The organism is Nocardioides sp. Leaf374 (genome assembly GCF_916862475.1).
Classification (GTDB): Bacteria; Actinomycetota; Actinomycetes; order Propionibacteriales; family Nocardioidaceae; genus Nocardioides; species Nocardioides kribbensis.
This window is the reverse complement of sequence record NZ_CAKASO010000005.1, coordinates 41,379-56,996: the sequence shown is the minus strand read 5'-3', so window position 1 is coordinate 56,996 and position 15,618 is coordinate 41,379. Positions and strand designations below refer to the sequence as shown.

Below are 15,618 nucleotides of genomic sequence, written 5' to 3'. Positions count from 1 at the left end.
AGCCCTGACCGAGCCCCCGTGCGGCCCTCACCGGCACCGTGCCGGCCCCGCGCCGGTCAGTGCGCCCGCTGCGCCCGGCGTACGTCGGGCACGTCGAGCCGCACCCCCTCACGCGCGAACTGCTCGAGCCGCACCGCCCAGGCGACCCACAGCACCCACAGCACCACCACGAGGGCGGCGAGCAGCCCCGTGGTGACGGGGTCGGCGTCGCGCAGGCCGGCGAGGGTGGTGACGTTGGTGAGCACGATGACGCCGCCGGCGACGACGCCCAGCACCCGCGCGGGCAGGTGCCGCACGACGAGGGCGGCCACCGGGGCGGCCACGGCCCCGCCGAGCATGAGCGCGAGCACGACCGCGCCGTCGATGCCGGCCCGGCCGAGGCCGAGGAGGAAGCCCAGCGAGCCGCCCACCGCCACCACGAACTCGGCGGTGTCGACCGACCCGACGACCTTGCGCGGCTCGAGGCGGCCCGAGGAGAGCAGCGTGCTGGTGCCGACGGGGCCCCAGCCGCCCCCGCCGACGGCGTCGAGGGCGCCGGCCACCAGCCCGACGGGCGCGAGGAGCGCGGCCCGCGGGGGCGGGCCGGGCCGCGGGGTGCGGGTGCCCTGGGCGAGGAAGCGCAGCGTGACCCAGCAGCCCAGCACGAGCAGCACGACGGCGACGACCGGCACCGCCACGTCGGCGTCGAGGCCCACCAGGAAGGTGGCGCCCGCGAAGGCGCCGACGAAGCCGGGCACGGCGAGGATGCCGACCGTGCGCCAGTCGGTGTTGCCCAGCGCGTGGTGGGCGGCGCCGGAGACCAGCGTCGTGCCGATCTCGGAGAGGTGGATCGCCGCCGAGGCCGCGGCCGGGCCCGTGCCGGCGGCCAGCAGCAGCGTGGCCGAGGTGACGCCGTAGCCCATGCCGACCGAGCCGTCGACCAGCTGCGCGGCCAGTCCGACCAGGGCGAGCACGACCAGCCTGCGCACCGCGTCCCCCTCCGGTCGGCGTCGGTCGGGGCGCGCACGCGGCACCGACCGACAAATTCGATCAAGACAGTCGACTTTAGCGCGCGGCGGCGCGCCCCACCACCCGTTCCCGCGGACGCGCCCGCGGGCCGTCGCGACCCCGACCGTTCGCTTGCGCGGGCGAGCGGCCGCTCCTACCATGATGTTACCGACCAGTAAACCGACGGGTAACCGACGTCACCCCGGTCCCCCGCACCACCACCGGCACCACCACCGGCAGCACCCCCACCGGCCCGCCCACCGGCGACCGAACCCCAGCGACGAACCAGAAGGTGTGGATCAGTGAGCCACTACAAGAGCAACCTGCGCGACATCGAGTTCAACCTCTTCGAGGTGCTCGGACGCGACGAGATCCTCGGCACCGGCCCCTTCGCGGAGGTCGACGGCGACACGGCCCGCGAGATCCTCGCCGAGGTCGACCGCCTCTCCCGCGAGGAGCTGGCCGCGTCCTACGAGGACAGCGACCGCAACCCGCCGGTCTTCGACCCGGCCACCAACACCGCGCCGATCCCCGCGTCGTTCAAGAAGAGCTACCAGGCCTGGATGGACTCCGAGTACTGGCGCCTGCAGATCTCCGAGGAGCTCGGCGGCACCCCGGCCCCCTCCTCGCTGGTGTGGGCCCTCGGCGAGCTGGTGCTCGGCGCCAACGCCCCCGTGTGGATGTACGGCGCGGGCGCCCCCTTCGCCGGCGTGGTCCACCGCAACGGCAACGAGCGCGACAAGCGCATCGCCGAGATCATGGTCGAGCGCCAGTGGGGCGCCACCATGGTGCTCACCGAGCCCGACGCCGGCTCCGACGTCGGCGCGGGCCGCGCCAAGGCCACGCCCAACGAGGACGGCTCCTGGAACATCGAGGGCGTCAAGCGCTTCATCACCTCGGCCGAGCACGACATGAGCGAGAACATCATGCACCTCGTGCTCGCCCGCCCCGTGGGCGTCGAGGGCGTCGGCGGCCCCGGCACCAAGGGCCTCTCGCTCTTCCTGCTCCCCCAGCACCACTTCGACCACCAGACCGGCGAGCTCACCGGCGAGCGCAACGGCGTCTACGTCACCAACGTCGAGCACAAGATGGGCATCAAGGTCTCCAACACCTGCGAGGTCACCTTCGGCGACTCCTCCGTCGGCGGCGGCGAGCCGGCCAAGGGCTGGCTGCTCGGCGAGGTGCACAACGGCATCGCGCAGATGTTCCAGGTCATCGAGAACGCCCGCATGATGGTGGGCACGAAGGCCATCGCGACGCTGTCGACCGGCTACCTCAACGCCCTCGACTACGCCAAGACCCGCCAGCAGGGCGCCGACCTGACCCAGTCGGGCGACAAGACCGCCCCGCGCGTCACCATCACCCACCACCCCGACGTGCGCCGCTCGCTGATGGTGCAGAAGTCCTTCTCCGAGGCCATGCGCGCCCTGGTGCTCTACACCGCCTCCTACCAGGACCAGGTGATGCTCGCCGAGCACGCCGGCACGACCGACACCGACGAGGTCAAGCTCGCCGCCGCGGTCAACGACCTGCTCCTGCCGATCGTCAAGGGCTACGGCTCGGAGCGCTCGTGGGTGCTGCTGGGCACCGAGTCGCTGCAGACCTTCGGCGGCTCGGGATTCCTGCAGGAGTACCCCATCGAGCAGTACGTCCGCGACGCCAAGATCGACACCCTCTACGAGGGCACGACCGCGATCCAGGGCCAGGACTTCTTCTTCCGCAAGATCGTCAAGGACCAGGGCCGGGCGCTGGGCCACCTCGCCGGCCAGGTCCAGGCCTTCCTCGACGCCGAGGGCGGCAACGGCCGGCTGAAGAACGAGCGCGCGCTGCTCGCGACCGCGCTCGAGGACACCAACGCCATGGTCGGGCACATGATCAACGACCTGATGTCGGCCCAGGACGAGATCCGCAACATCTACAAGGTCGGCCTCAACACCAGCCGGCTGCTGATGGCCCTGGGCGACGTGGTCTGCGGCTGGCTGCTGCTGCGCCAGGCCGAGGTCGCGCTGGAGAAGCTCGGCGGCGAGCCGAGCGCCAAGGACAAGGCGTTCTACGAGGGCAAGGTCGCCGCCGCGCAGTTCTTCGCGCAGTACAACCTGCCCAAGATCAGCGCCGAGCGCGCCATCGCCGAGGCCACCGGCCTGGACCTGATGGACCTCGACGAGGCGTCGTTCTGACCCACCGGCCGATCGCCGGCTGACCCCCGGCAGGCCCCCTGCCCGGAGCCCTGCCCGGAGTCCTGCCACCCCGCACCACCGCCGACCCGCCCGGTCCTCCGGGCGGGTCGGTGTGCGTCCCGGCCCCCCGTCGGGGGGACCCGTGGTCCCCCGCGGCCCCGTAGGATCGAGGCACGCCTCTCGCTCCTCGGACCCGGAAGGGCCCCGCTTGCTGCTCCTCGTGACCGCCCACCTCCTGGTGGCGGCGCTGTGCCCCGTCCTCGTCCGCACCCTCGGCCTCCGGGCCTTCTGGCTGGTCGCCACCGTGCCCGCGGCGACCACCGTGTGGGCCCTGACGCAGACCTCACGCGTCGCCGACGGTCGTGCGCGCGTCGAGGTCACCGGGTGGGTGCCCTCGCTGGGGCTCGACCTCGCCTTCCGCATGGGCGCCCTGCAGTGGCTGCTGGTGCTGGTGGTCGCCGGGATCGGGGCGGTCGTGCTGGCCTACTGCCGGTGGTACTTCTCCCCCGACTCCCGCGACCTGGGCCGCTTCGCCGGCGTGCTGGTCGCCTTCGTGGGCGCGATGCTCGGGCTGGTCCTGGCCGACGACCTGCTGCTGGTCTACGTCTTCTGGGAGCTGACCACGGTCTTCTCCTTCGTGCTCATCGGCCACGACCCCACCCAGCGCGCCCACCGCCAGTCGGCGCTCCAGGCCCTGCTCGTCACGACCTTCGGCGGCCTGGCCATGCTGGTCGGGATGCTGCTGCTCGGTCACGCCGCCGGCACCTTCCGCATCAGCGAGATCCTGGCCGACCCGCCCACCGGCACCGCGGTGGCCGTGGCCGTGCTCCTGGTGCTCGTGGGCGCCGCGACCAAGTCGGCCCTGCTGCCCTTCCACTTCTGGCTCCCGGGCGCGATGGTCGCCCCGACCCCGGTGAGCGCCTACCTCCACGCCGCCTCGATGGTGAAGGCCGGCGTCTACCTCGTGGCCCTGCTCGCCCCCGCCTTCGCGGCCTCCGCCGGCTGGCGCCCGGCGCTGCTGGTGCTGGGGGTGGCCACCATGCTGCTCGGCGGCTGGCGCGCGCTGCGCCAGATCGACGTCAAGCTGCTGCTGGCCTACGGCACGGTCAGCCAGCTGGGCTTCCTGCTCGTCGTGCTCGGCCTCGGCACGCGCAGCGCCACCCTGGCCGGCCTCGGGCTGCTGCTGGCCCACGCCCTCTTCAAGGCCGCGCTCTTCCTCGTCGTCGGCGTCATCGACCGCTCCACCGGCACCCGCGACATGCACGAGCTCTCCGGCCTCGGCCGGCGCCTGCCCGTGCTGGCGGCGGCCGCGACGCTGGCCGCCGCCTCGATGGCCGGGGTGCCGCCGCTGCTGGGCTTCGTGTCGAAGGAGGCCTCCCTCGTGGCCCTGGTCGACCTGGCCCGCGAGGGCGAGGGCACCGGCCTGGGCCCCGTCGCCGGCTGGGCCGTGCTGCTCGGCGTCGTGGCCGGCTCGGTGCTCACCGCGGCCTACTCCGCCCGCTTCGTGTGGGGCGCCTTCGCCACCAAGCCCGGGGTGGAGCCGACCCGGGTCGACCACGTGCCGGCCGGGTTCGCCGCCGGCCCGGTGCTGCTGACCGGCCTCACCGTCGCGCTCGGCCTGCTCGGGCCGACCCTCACCGGGCTGCTCGCCCCTGCGGTCGAGGTCTTCCCCGAGGGCGCCCACGAGCCCGAGCTGACGCTGTGGCACGGCCCCGGACTCGCGCTGCTGCTCTCGGTGGTCGTGCTGGCCCTGGGCGCCGCGGCCCACGTCGGGCGCGCCCGCGTGGCTCGCCTCCAGGGCAGCTGGGGCTCCGACCGCAGCCTCGAGCACGGCTACCGGCTGGTGATGCGCGGCGTCGACCGGGCGGCGGTCGAGGTCACCGGCCTGACCCAGCGCGGGTCGGTGTCGACGTACCTCGCGATCATCCTGCTCGTCGTGCTCGTCGTGCCGGGCTCGACGCTGCTGCTGGCCGACGCCTCCGAGATCGACGTCGTCGCCTGGGACACCCCCGCGCAGGCCGTCGTCGGGCTGGTCGCCGTGGGCGCCGCGGTCATGGCCACCCGCGCCCGCCGCCGCCTCCGCGCGGTCGTGCTGGCCGGGGTCACCGGCTACGGCGCGGCCCTGCTCTTCGTGCTCCACGGCGCCCCCGACCTGGCGCTGACCCAGATCCTCGTCGAGACCGTCTCGCTGCTGGTCTTCGTGCTCGTGCTGCGCCGGCTGCCGGAGTACTTCACCGACCGGCCGCTGGCCCGCAGCCGCTGGTGGCGCGTGGCGCTCGCCGTCGCGGTGGGCACGGCGGTCGCGGGCTTCATGCTCGTCGCCGGCTCCGCGCGCACCGCCGCCCCCGTCTCGATCGCCTTCCCCCCCGAGGCCGTGTCGTACGGCGGGGGCAAGAACATCGTCAACGTCGTGCTGGTCGACGTGCGGGCCTGGGACACGCTCGGCGAGCTCTCGGTGCTGGTCGCCGCCGCGACCGGCGTCGCCAGCCTCGTCTTCGTCACCGCCCGCGACGCCGGGATCCGGCGCGTGCACGAGATCCCCTACCCCGCGGGCGTGCGCAAGATCCCGACCCGCCCGGGCCGGCGCGCCTGGCTGCCCGGCTCGCGGACCCTGAGCCCCGACCGCCGCTCGATCGTCTTCGAGGTCATCACCCGGCTGCTCTTCCACGCCATGGTCGTCTTCTCGGTCTACCTGCTCATCGCCGGCCACAACCTGCCCGGCGGCGGCTTCGCCGCGGGCATGGTCACGGGGCTGGCGCTGGCCGTGCGCTACCTCGCGGGCGGGCGCTACGAGCTCGACGAGGCCGCTCCCATCGACGCCGGCCGCCTTATCGGCGCCGGTCTCGCCGTGGCCGCCGCCTCCGCGATGGCGCCGCTGGCCTTCGGCGGCTCGGTGCTGCAGAGCGCCGACATCACGATCCACCTCGGCCCGCTGGGCGAGCCTCACCTGGTCACCTCGGTCTTCTTCGACATCGGGGTCTACCTCGTGGTCATCGGCCTGGTGCTCGACCTGCTGCGCGCGCTCGGCTCGCGCATCGACCGCCACATCCTGGCCGATGAGCGCGCCGCCCTGGCCGCGGGCCGCGGCGACACCGCCTCGGACCCCGCGCGCGGCACCACGCCCCAGCCGGTCGACCAGCCGACCGACCAGGCCGCCCCGGAAGGAGCCCGCTGATGGAGGAGGTCAACCTCACCCTCACCCTGACCGGGGCCGCGCTCGTGGGCTGCGGGGTCTACCTGCTGCTCGAGCGCAGCCTCACCCGCGTGCTGGTCGGGCTGGTCGTGCTCAGCAACGGCATCAGCCTGCTCTACCTCGTGGCCGGCGGGAAGGCCGGCAACGCCCCCATCGTCGGCAAGGCCGAGGGCCGCCTCAGCGACGCGCTGCCCCAGGCCCTCGTGCTCACCGCCATCGTCATCACCCTCGGCACCACCGCCTTCGTGGTGGCCATGGCCTACCGCAGCTGGCAGCTCAACGGCCACGACGACGTGCAGGACGACGTCGAGGACGCCTCGATCCGCCGCCGCGCCGACCTCGACGAGTCCTCCCAGGGCTACGACCTCGACTCCGCCGACACCTCCGAGCGCCCGGCCGAGGAGGGGACCCGTCCGTGAACGTCGAGGCCCTCGTGCCCCTGCCCGTCGTGCTGCCGCTGCTGGGCGCCGGCGCCACCCTCATGCTCTCGCACCGCCCGCAGCTCCAGCGCGCGATCAGCCTCGGCAGCCTCATGGCGGTCACCGCGCTGGCCGCGGTGCTGCTGGTGGCCGCCGACCGCAGCGGCCCGCAGGTGATCTGGATCGGCGGCTGGCCCGAGCCGCTGGGCGTCTCGCTGGTCGCCGACCGGCTCTCGGCGCTGATGCTGCTGGTCTCGGCCGTGGTGGTCACGGCGGTCCTGGCGTACTCGCTGGGTCAGGGCATGACCGGCGACGACGAGGAGCACGCCTCGCTGTCGATCTACCACCCCACCTTCCTGGTGCTGGTGGCCGGCGTCTCCAACGCCTTCCTGGCCGGCGACCTCTTCAACCTCTTCGTCAGCTTCGAGATGCTGCTCTTCGCCAGCTACGTGCTGCTGACCCTCGGCGGCACCGAGGCCCGCATCCGCGCCGGCACGATCTACGTCGTCGTCAACCTGATGTCCTCGATGCTCTTCCTCATCTCCATCGCGGTCGTCTACGCCGCCACCGGCAGCCTCAACCTGGCCCAGCTCTCCCAGCGCATCGCCGAGCTGCCCGACCACGTCGCGCTGATGCTCCAGCTGCTGCTGCTGACCACGTTCGCGATCAAGGCGGCGGTCTTCCCGCTGTCGTTCTGGCTGCCCGACAGCTACCCCACCGCACCGGCGCCGGTCACGGCCGTCTTCGCGGGCCTGCTCACCAAGGTCGGCGTCTACGCGATCCTGCGCGTGCAGACGCTGCTCTTCCCCGACAGCCCGCTCACCGACCTGCTGCTGTGGGCGGCGCTGCTGACCATGGTCGTGGGCATCCTCGGCGCCATCGCCCAGAGCGACATCAAGCGCATGCTGTCCTTCACGCTGGTCAGCCACATCGGCTACATGATCTTCGGCATCGGCCTGGCCACCGACGCCGGCGTCTCCGGGGCGATCTTCTACGTCGCCCACCACATCACCATCCAGACCGCGCTCTTCCTCGTCGTCGGGCTGGTCGAGCGCCGCGCGGGCAGCACCTCGCTGATCCGCCTCGGCGGGCTGGCGCGCCTCGCGCCGGTGCTGGGGCTGCTCTTCTTCGTGCCGGCGATGAACCTCGCCGGCATCCCGCCGCTCTCGGGCTTCCTGGGCAAGGTCGGCCTGCTCCAGGCCGGCGTCGACGTCGGGACGCCCCTGGCCTACGCCCTGGTCGCCGGGGCCGTGGCCACCAGCCTGCTGACCCTCTACGCCGTGGCCAAGACCTGGGCCGTGGCCTTCTGGCGCTCCCCCGAGGAGGCCCACGAGGCCGCCGCGAGCCTGCCCGACCCGGGCTTCGACACCGGCCCCCACACCGGTCAGGTCGGCGGCGGCTCGCTGGCGAGCGTGGCCGCCGACGACGGCGGACCCCTGCCGGGTGCGGCGCTGTCGGTGAGCGACGTCGCCGAGGCCGAGCGGATCGTCAGCGACGAGACGCCCGACCGCGACCTGCACCAGCGCCTGTGCGACGGCGACCTGCCCGAGCGGCTGCCGCTGTCGATGGTGCTGCCGACCGCCGGGCTGGTGGCCTTCAGCCTGCTGCTCAGCGTGGTGGCCGGGCCGCTCTTCGGCTTCACCGACCGCGCGGCCGCCGACCTGCGCGAGCGCACGGCCTACGTCGAGACCGTGCTCGCCGAGGTGCCCTCGTGAGCCCGCGCATGCGCACCCGCCGCGACGGCAGCAGCACCCCCTCGCGGCGTCACGCCGTGCAGCCGGTCTCGGTGATCTGGCTGACCGTGGTCTGGACGCTGCTGTGGGGCTTCCCCGACGTGCTGATCGTGCTCTCCGGGGTGCTCGTGGCGGTGCTGGTGTGCCTGGTCTTCCCGATGCCGCGGCTGCGGCTGGGCGGGCGGCTGCGCCCGGTCGCCCTGGCGCGGCTGCTGGGCCACGTCGCGGTCGACGTGGTCGCCGCCAGCGTGCAGGTCGCCCTCATCGTGCTGCGCCCGCGCTGCGTGCCGCGCAGCGCCGTCGTGGCCGTGCCGCTGCGCGCGGAGTCGGACCTCGTGCTCACCACCGTCGCCGTCCTGGTCTCGCTCGTGCCCGGCAGCGTGGTCGTCGAGACCCGCCGCTCCACCCACACCCTCTACCTGCACGTGCTCGACGTCGCCGACGAGGGCGCCGCCCAGCGCTACCGCGACGACGTGCTCGCCCTGGAGGCGCGCGTGCTCGCCGCCTTCGCCCCCGAGGACCCGGGCGCGGACGTCGGCGCGGCCGCCGCGGCGGGTCTCACCGCCGACGGCGGGGCCGGCGGGGGCGGGTCTGCCGGGGGCGGGCCGGCCGCCGGTCGCACGCCCGGACCCCCGTCACGCGACACCGACCGCGACCGGGAGGCCGCCCCGTGAGCCCCAGCGACCTCGTGACCACCGCCTGCGTGGTGATGCTCGGCCTCGCCGCCGTGCTGCTCGTCGTGCGGATCACCCGCGGCCCCACCGTGCTCGACCGCACCGTCGCCCTCGACGTGCTCGTCGCCGTGGTCATCTGCGCCATCGCCGTCGACGCCGTCGAGCGCGACACCTCCACCACGCTTCCGGTGCTGCTCGTGCTGACCCTGGTCGGCTTCGTCGGCTCGGTCGCGGTGGCGCGCTTCGCCAAGGGCAGCGACGACGTCGACGCCGAGAGCGGCGACGAGGCCGAGGGGGGCCGGCTGTGAACGCCCTGGCCGCCCTGGCCCCCCTGACCGCCATGACCGCCACGACCCCCCTGGCCGCGGTGCCCGAGGTGGCGGCGCAGGTCAGCGACGTCGTCGGGTCGGTGCTGCTGCTGGCCGGCTGCGCCCTCTCGCTCATCGCCGCGATCGGCATGGTGCGCCTGCCCGACCTGCTGACCCGCATGCACGCCGCGACCAAGCCGCAGGTGCTCGGCCTGGTGCTCGTCATCGCCGGGCTCGCCCTGCGGCTGCGCGAGCCCGAGGCGCTGGGCATGCTCGTGCTGGTCGTGCTCTTCCAGATGGCCACCGCCCCCGTCGCCGCCCACATGGTGGGGCGGGCCGCCTTCCGCGGCGACCAGGTCGACCGCGAGCGGCTGGTGGTCGACGAGCTCTCCGAGGGCGTCCACGACCTCGGCGACGAGCCCCGCGGCGCGCCGTAGGGCCGTGGCTGCCCGCGGCGGATCCGCACGCTGTCACGCCCCGATGCCTCGTCCACCGACCCGTCGTGGCGGGGCGGCTGGGTGGGCGACCCGGCGTCACAGCGGGTGGTGCGGGCGGGCGAGGGGGCGCAGGGCGGCGGCCGCCTCGCTCCTCACCACGTCGCTGAGGCGACCCAGCAGGGGCGAGTCGAGCCGCCAGCGCTGCCAGTGCAGCGCCACGTCGACCCGGTCGCGGCCCGGTCGGTCGCCGGCGGCGAGCAGCACCAGCCGACCGGACGCGAGGTCGGGCCCGAGCTGCGGCTCGGGCACCAGCCCCCAGCCGAGCCCGCGGCGCACGGCCTGGTGGAAGTCGGCGGAGGTCGGCACGCGGTGCACCACCGGGGGCCGGGGGTGGCCGCGCGCGGCGAGCAGGTCGTCCTGGAGGGCGTCCTTCTCGTTGAAGACCACCACCGGCATCGCGGCCCAGTCGGCCCGGCCCGCGCGCACCCAGCGCTCCGCGAAGGCCGGCGACGCGGCCGGGCGGTAGCGCAGCACCCCCAGCGGCCCCACCGTGCACCCCTGCACCGCCACCGGGTCGCTGGTGACCGCGGCCAGGGCCTCGCCGCGGCGCAGCAGGTCGGTCGAGGTGGCCTGGTCCTCGACGTCGAGGCGCAGCGCGACACCGGGCCAGCCGCCGACGGCGCTGAGCACCCCGCCGAACCACGTGGCCAGCGAGTCGGCGTTGACCGCCACCCGCAGCTCCACCACCGCGCCGCTGGCGCTCAGCTCCTCGCGGGCCTCGGCCCACAGCAGGCTGGTCTCGCGCCCCAGCCGCACCAGCCGCTCGCCCGCGCGCGTGGGGGCGCAGGGTGCCGTACGCCGGACGAGGACCTGGCCCGCCGCCGACTCCAGCGCGCGGATGCGCTGGCTGACCGCGCTCGGCGTCACGCTGAGCGCGCGGGCCGCGGCCTCGAAGCTGCCGGTGTCGGCGATCGCCACCAGGGCGGCGAGCTGGGCGGGCTGCAGGTCCATGAAGCCACGCTAAGGCACCCTGAGGATCATTCGCTGGCCTTCACCATCGCGCGGCCCTAGCGTCGGGGCCGTGATCCTCGACCTCGGCGCCGGCCTGCTCACCGGGCTCTCCCTCATCGTGGCCATCGGCGCACAGAACGCCTTCGTGCTGCGCCAGGGGCTGCTGCGCCGCCACGTCGGGGCCGTCGTCGCGGTCTGCGCGGTCTCCGACCTCGTGCTGATCCTCGCCGGGGTCGCCGGCATCGGCACCCTGGTCGAGCGCGCCCCGCTCGCCCTCGAGGTGGTGCGGTGGCTGGGGGTGGCGTTCCTGACGGCCTACGGCGTGCGCTCGCTGCTCGCCGCCCGCGGCTCCTCGGCGCTGCGCACCACTGGCGCCGCGTCGGCCGCGCTCGGCTCGACGGTGGCGACGGCGGCCGCGCTGACCTGGCTCAACCCGCACGTCTACCTCGACACCGTGCTGCTGCTCGGCTCGATCGCGAGCGCGCACGGGCCCGAGGGACGGTGGTGGTTCGCCGCCGGGGCGTGCGCGGCGTCGGTGCTGTGGTTCGCCGGGCTCGGCTACGGCGCTCGGCTTGCCTCGGGCCTCTTCGCCCGGCCGCGGGCCTGGCAGGTGCTCGACGTGGTCATCGGCGTCGTGATGCTGCTGATCGCGGTCTCGCTCGCGCTGCGGTGAGCCCCGGGCCCCGGGCACCAGACCCGGCGCACACCCGGGGCGGGGTCGCGCCGACGGTGGCGGGCGCCCGGGGCGGGGTCGCGCCGACGGTGGCGGGCGCCCGGGGCGGTGTCGCACCGACGGCGGCACGCCCCCGGGTCGACATCCTCCGCGTCGACGTCGACGTCGACGTCGGTCGACGTCGGTCGACGTCGGTCAGCGTCGGTCAGCGTCGGTCAGCGTCGGTCAGCGGGCGCGGCGCAGGGCGGCCTTGGCCTTCTCCGCGGCGGTGATGGCGCCGGCCTTGGCCTTGTCGACGCCGGTGCGGGCGCCGGGGGCCGCGGGGGTGACGCCGGCCTTGCGGAGGTAGGAGTTGGCGCGCAGCACCTTGGCCTCGGTGGCCAGGGCCGGGCTGCGCCACGTCACCGAGAGCGAGATCGACAGCGCGGGGCCGTTGACCACCTTGTGCTGGGTGTAGGGCGGCACGTAGATGCCGCAGCCCGGCTCGAGCACGTGGTCGACGGGGTCCTGCACGTCGGCCTTGAGGTTGCGGTGACCGCCGGCCACGAGGCGCTCCGCCTCGGCCGCGCGCGCCTCGGGGCTCATCCAGGTGCCGGTGACCATCGTCTTGCTGCCCTGCACCTGCAGCAGCACGTTGTGCTCGGGGTCGATGTGGCTGGGCGTCATCGAGCCCGGGGCGGAGAGGAAGACGAAGCCCTCGCGGTTGTAGGCCTGGCCGGGCCCGGAGACGAGGTCCTCGATCTCGTCGAGGCAGGCGTCGAGGAGGGCGCTGTAGCGCGGGTCCTGCTCGACGTTCTTGAGCACGCACCACGCGCCGTTGGTCTCGAGGCCGAGGATCATCTCGCGCAGCTCGAGGTCGAGCTGCGGGGCGTTGCCGTCGGCCACCACGTCGGGCAGGGCGCCCACGTTGTGCTCGATGCTGTCGGCCGGCAGCGACACCGCGAGGTCGGCCAGCGACTCCAGGGTGAGCAGCTCGTGGCTGCGCAGCTGGTGGCTGACCTCCTGCGGCTCGCCGGTCTCGCCGGCGGTGCGCAGGGCGGCGGTGGACTGCTCGTCGAGGTGGAGCAGGGTCATGGTCGTGCCTCTTCCGGGGTCGTGGGTGCGGTGGCGGTGCTGGCGGTGGTGGTGGCGGTGGTGGCGGTGGTGGCGGTGGTGCGTCGCGAGGCGGACGTCGCGGCGGTGGGGGCGCGGGTGCGGTCGGCAGCGCGGCGGTCGTGCCGGGCGCGCCACCGGTGGCGGACCCCGTCGACGGTCTCCAGCAGGCGGGGTGCCGTGCGGACCGCCCACTCGCCGGCCCCGGGCCGCAGCGCCACGGCGAGGGTGACCAGCTCGCGGCGGTCGGGGTGCAGGCGGTCGGCCATCGGGTGCCCGGGGTCGGCGCAGGTGTCGACCAGCGCGGCGCCGGTGTCGGGGAAGCGGCGCAGCTGCTCGAGGTAGAGCAGCAGGCCCGGGGAGTGGGCGGCGTGCTGCTCGTCGTAGGCCGTCTTCCAGGTGAAGACCGTGTCGCCCTCGCGCACGTCGACGAGCACCGCGACGGCGCTGCCGTCGCCGGCGACCAGGGCCAGCACCGACAGCGCGCCGCGGGCGTGGAGGGCGCGACAGGCCTCGACGAAGAACGCCCGCTGGTCGGCGTGGTGGGCGATGGCGCCGCCGTCGGCACCCTTCCACCCGGCGGCCTCGAGACGCAGGAACGTCGCGACGCCCTCGTCGGCACGGCCCGCCTCGGCCAGGTCGACGACCTGCAGGCCGCCGCCGACGCTCTCGTCGAGGCGGCGCCACACCCGGCGCAGCTCCTTGCGGCGCTTGCCCGGCAGCTGCCGGGCGACGTAGTCGACGGGGTGGTCGACGGGGTGGTCGACGGGGTGGTCGGGCGAGGGCGCGCCGGTCGGGTCGCGGCGGGTCACCGCTCGCTGGAGGGACGCCAGGCGCCGGGTCGATCTACCGGTCCGGGCCGCCGCCGCCTCGACGTCGCGGGCCACGTCGGCGTCCAGGGAGGTCAGCACCAGCCAGGGGTCCTCGCCGTCGCGGGCCAGGCGCTCGAGCGCCGTACGCCACCCGTCGACCCCGAGCTCCGGCGCCACGAGCGGGGTGCCGAGGAAGTGCTGGGTGTGCTGCCAGGTCGTGGTCGCCCGCACGGGCAGGCGGCGGTGGCGACGGCGACCGACCACGGGCAGCAGCAGCGCGAGGCGGCCGGCGTCGTCGCGCACCGTCAGGAGCCGCACGTCGTCGCCGCCCAGGTGGCGCAGCGCCGGCGGCAGCATGTCGGGGCCGTGGAAGGGGTTGGCGTGGCGCGCACGGGCGGCGAGGTCGTGCCAGTCGTCGACCAGCCCTCCAGCGGGCGCAGCGTCGACCAGCTGCCCGGCCGGGCGAGCGGCGTGGGGGGCGCTGGGGGACACGAGGGCTCCATCGGGCGAGGCGTCAGGTTCGCACGGGAGCCGAGTCGAGGGGCGCCGCGGCACGCGGAACCCCTCCCCCCGCGCTCTGGTATACCCCGGGCTCCCAGCAGCAAACGGAGCCAGCCCCCCGGGTGGGGCGACCCCGGTCACGTCGCGACCGGCCCGGGCCGAGTCGCTGCGAGGCGGGCGGGACGGCTGAGCAGGCGGGCAGGGGCTGGAGCCGGCTGCGCCGCGCGGCGGGGGCTGAGGGCCGGGCACGCGGCGCGGGCCGACGGGCCGAACGGATGGGCCGGGCGGCTGGGCCAGGCGGGGCGAGCCCGGCGGAGCGAGCCCGGTGGTGCGAGCCCGGTGGTGCGAGCCCCGGTGGAGCGAGCCCGGCGGCGGGCCGGGTGTCCGGACGCCCGGGCCGGGAGGGTCCTGGCTCAGACGGGGAGCCCGTCCGTGCGTGCTAGGGGGAGGGGCACGGTCGTGCCCCTCCCCCTAGCACGCGGAGAGGTCGTCCGGGCCGGGTCGCCGCGACTCCGCGAGCGCAGGCTCGACGCGTGGATCGCAGGCGGCTGGTGCGTGCGATCCACGCGTCAAGCCCGAGGGTCCAGGCCCGAAGGTCCAGGCTCGAAGGTCCAGGCTCGAAGGTCCAGGCCGGCGGGCTCAGGCGGGGCGCACGGGTCCGCCGCCGGGCGCAGCGGCCTCGAGGACGACGACGGGGTCGCCCACGCGCACGACCGGCGGTGGCGTCCCGGCGGGGAGACCGGTCAGGTCGGGGACGAGGTTGACCCCGAACCACGTGGCGCCGTCCCACCGACGGATCCGGGCCAGGGAGGCGATCGGCTCGCGGCCGCGCTCGGCGGTGTCGGGGTCGACGGTGGTCATCACGCAGCGCGCGCAGCCCTTCACGGCGCGGAGCACGACGTCGCCGACCCGGACGCGACGCCAGTCGTCCTCGACCCAGGCGCTGGTGCCGGCGACGACGAGGTTGGGACGGAAGCGGGTCATGCCCAGCGGCTCACCGGCGGGCTGGTGGGTCTCCTGGCTGCGCTCGAGCACGGCGTCGTCGAGGGCGGCCAGCGAGGCCTCGGTGGTGACGAGGAGCGGGTAGCCGTCGGCCAGCGACACCCGGTCGTCCTCGCCCGAGAAACGGGGGTCGGTCGGGCGCTGGGCCGGGTCGTCGAGGTGCACCAGCCGGGCCGGGCGCCCCAGCACGCGGGCGCTCCAGTCGTCGGCGTCGCGCCCGGCGACGGCCACGTCGAGCACCGACCCCCACAGGTGCGCGGTGACCCGCTCGGCTCCGGCGGGCAGCGCGACGTCGAGCGGCTCGGCACCGGGGGCGTGCAGGCGCACGCCGTACGCCGTCTCCTCGGGGCGCACGAGCAGCAGTCCGTTGACCTCGCGCGCGGTGAGCGCGTCGCCGTCGGGGTCGACGAACATCCAGCGCCGGTCGCCCGCGAGGCCCCAGGGCTCGACGGCCGCCTCGGCGAGGCTCTCGCCGCGGCAGGACTTGACCGGGTAGCGGTGGATCGACCGGAGGGTGGCGCTCACGACGGTGAGGCTAGTCGCCACAGGCGCCGCAGCACGCGAGCGCGGCGCGACGCCGCCTCGCCCGCAGGTCGACC

The 15,618-nt window shown here is 75.1% G+C and carries 13 protein-coding genes; 8 read left to right on the top strand and 5 right to left on the bottom strand.

From position 1 onward, the window contains the following. Positions 1–56: 56 nt before the first annotated feature. A complete protein-coding gene (locus LPA27_RS03795) occupies positions 57–968 on the bottom strand; it encodes a sulfite exporter TauE/SafE family protein (protein ID WP_056905259.1) in 912 nt (303 codons plus the stop codon). Positions 969–1,289: 321 nt separating this feature from the next. Between LPA27_RS03795 and LPA27_RS03790 the strand changes: the two genes are divergently transcribed. From LPA27_RS03790 to mnhG, 7 genes are all read left to right on the top strand, one after another. Next, positions 1,290–3,164 (top strand): acyl-CoA dehydrogenase, encoded by a 1,875-nt coding sequence (locus LPA27_RS03790; protein WP_056864922.1) that lies wholly within the window; start codon positions 1,290–1,292, stop codon positions 3,162–3,164. A gap of 208 nt (positions 3,165–3,372) precedes the next feature. Beyond that, complete coding sequence (locus LPA27_RS03785) at positions 3,373–6,339, top strand: Na+/H+ antiporter subunit A (RefSeq protein ID WP_228941566.1); 2,967 nt, start codon at positions 3,373–3,375, stop codon at positions 6,337–6,339. Next, complete coding sequence (locus LPA27_RS03780; protein WP_228941565.1) at positions 6,339–6,776, top strand: Na(+)/H(+) antiporter subunit C; 438 nt, start codon at positions 6,339–6,341, stop codon at positions 6,774–6,776. Before LPA27_RS03785 ends, LPA27_RS03780 begins: the two co-directional genes overlap by 1 nt. After that, complete coding sequence (locus LPA27_RS03775) at positions 6,773–8,491, top strand: Na+/H+ antiporter subunit D (RefSeq protein WP_228941564.1); 1,719 nt, start codon at positions 6,773–6,775, stop codon at positions 8,489–8,491. The genes LPA27_RS03780 and LPA27_RS03775 overlap by 4 nt, the downstream gene beginning before the upstream one ends. Next, on the top strand, positions 8,488–9,183 hold the full coding sequence (locus LPA27_RS03770) for a Na+/H+ antiporter subunit E (RefSeq protein WP_228941563.1): 696 nt from the start codon (positions 8,488–8,490) through the stop codon (positions 9,181–9,183). The genes LPA27_RS03775 and LPA27_RS03770 overlap by 4 nt, the downstream gene beginning before the upstream one ends. Next, the gene (locus LPA27_RS03765) at positions 9,180–9,491 is read left to right on the top strand and encodes a monovalent cation/H+ antiporter complex subunit F (protein WP_228941562.1); all 312 of its coding nucleotides are present in this window, start codon (positions 9,180–9,182) and stop codon (positions 9,489–9,491) included. Before LPA27_RS03770 ends, LPA27_RS03765 begins: the two co-directional genes overlap by 4 nt. Before the next feature lie 32 nt (positions 9,492–9,523). After that, the gene (gene mnhG, locus LPA27_RS03760) at positions 9,524–9,928 is read left to right on the top strand and encodes a monovalent cation/H(+) antiporter subunit G (protein WP_228941561.1); all 405 of its coding nucleotides are present in this window, start codon (positions 9,524–9,526) and stop codon (positions 9,926–9,928) included. 96 nt (positions 9,929–10,024) lie between these two features. On the opposite strand, the gene LPA27_RS03755 is transcribed toward mnhG, so the two are convergent. Then, complete coding sequence (locus LPA27_RS03755; protein WP_228941560.1) at positions 10,025–10,939, bottom strand: LysR family transcriptional regulator ArgP; 915 nt, start codon at positions 10,937–10,939, stop codon at positions 10,025–10,027. A gap of 70 nt (positions 10,940–11,009) precedes the next feature. Between LPA27_RS03755 and LPA27_RS03750 the strand changes: the two genes are divergently transcribed. Further along, positions 11,010–11,612 carry a LysE/ArgO family amino acid transporter gene (locus LPA27_RS03750; RefSeq protein ID WP_156697944.1) on the top strand — a complete coding sequence of 201 codons (603 nt, stop codon included), beginning with the start codon at positions 11,010–11,012 and terminating at the stop codon, positions 11,610–11,612. Between the two features lie 225 nt (positions 11,613–11,837). Here LPA27_RS03750 and LPA27_RS03745 read toward each other — a convergent pair whose 3' ends face one another. From LPA27_RS03745 to LPA27_RS03735, 3 genes are all read right to left on the bottom strand, one after another. Further along, the gene (locus LPA27_RS03745) at positions 11,838–12,686 is read right to left on the bottom strand and encodes a cupin domain-containing protein (RefSeq protein WP_228941559.1); all 849 of its coding nucleotides are present in this window, start codon (positions 12,684–12,686) and stop codon (positions 11,838–11,840) included. Then, positions 12,683–14,008, bottom strand: a complete 1,326-nt coding sequence (locus tag LPA27_RS03740; RefSeq protein WP_228941558.1) for a GNAT family N-acetyltransferase — start codon at positions 14,006–14,008, stop codon at positions 12,683–12,685. The genes LPA27_RS03745 and LPA27_RS03740 overlap by 4 nt, the downstream gene beginning before the upstream one ends. A 648-nt stretch (positions 14,009–14,656) precedes the next feature. Further along, on the bottom strand, positions 14,657–15,544 hold the full coding sequence (locus tag LPA27_RS03735) for an MOSC domain-containing protein (RefSeq protein WP_228941557.1): 888 nt from the start codon (positions 15,542–15,544) through the stop codon (positions 14,657–14,659). Between the last annotated feature and the right edge of the window lie 74 nt (positions 15,545–15,618).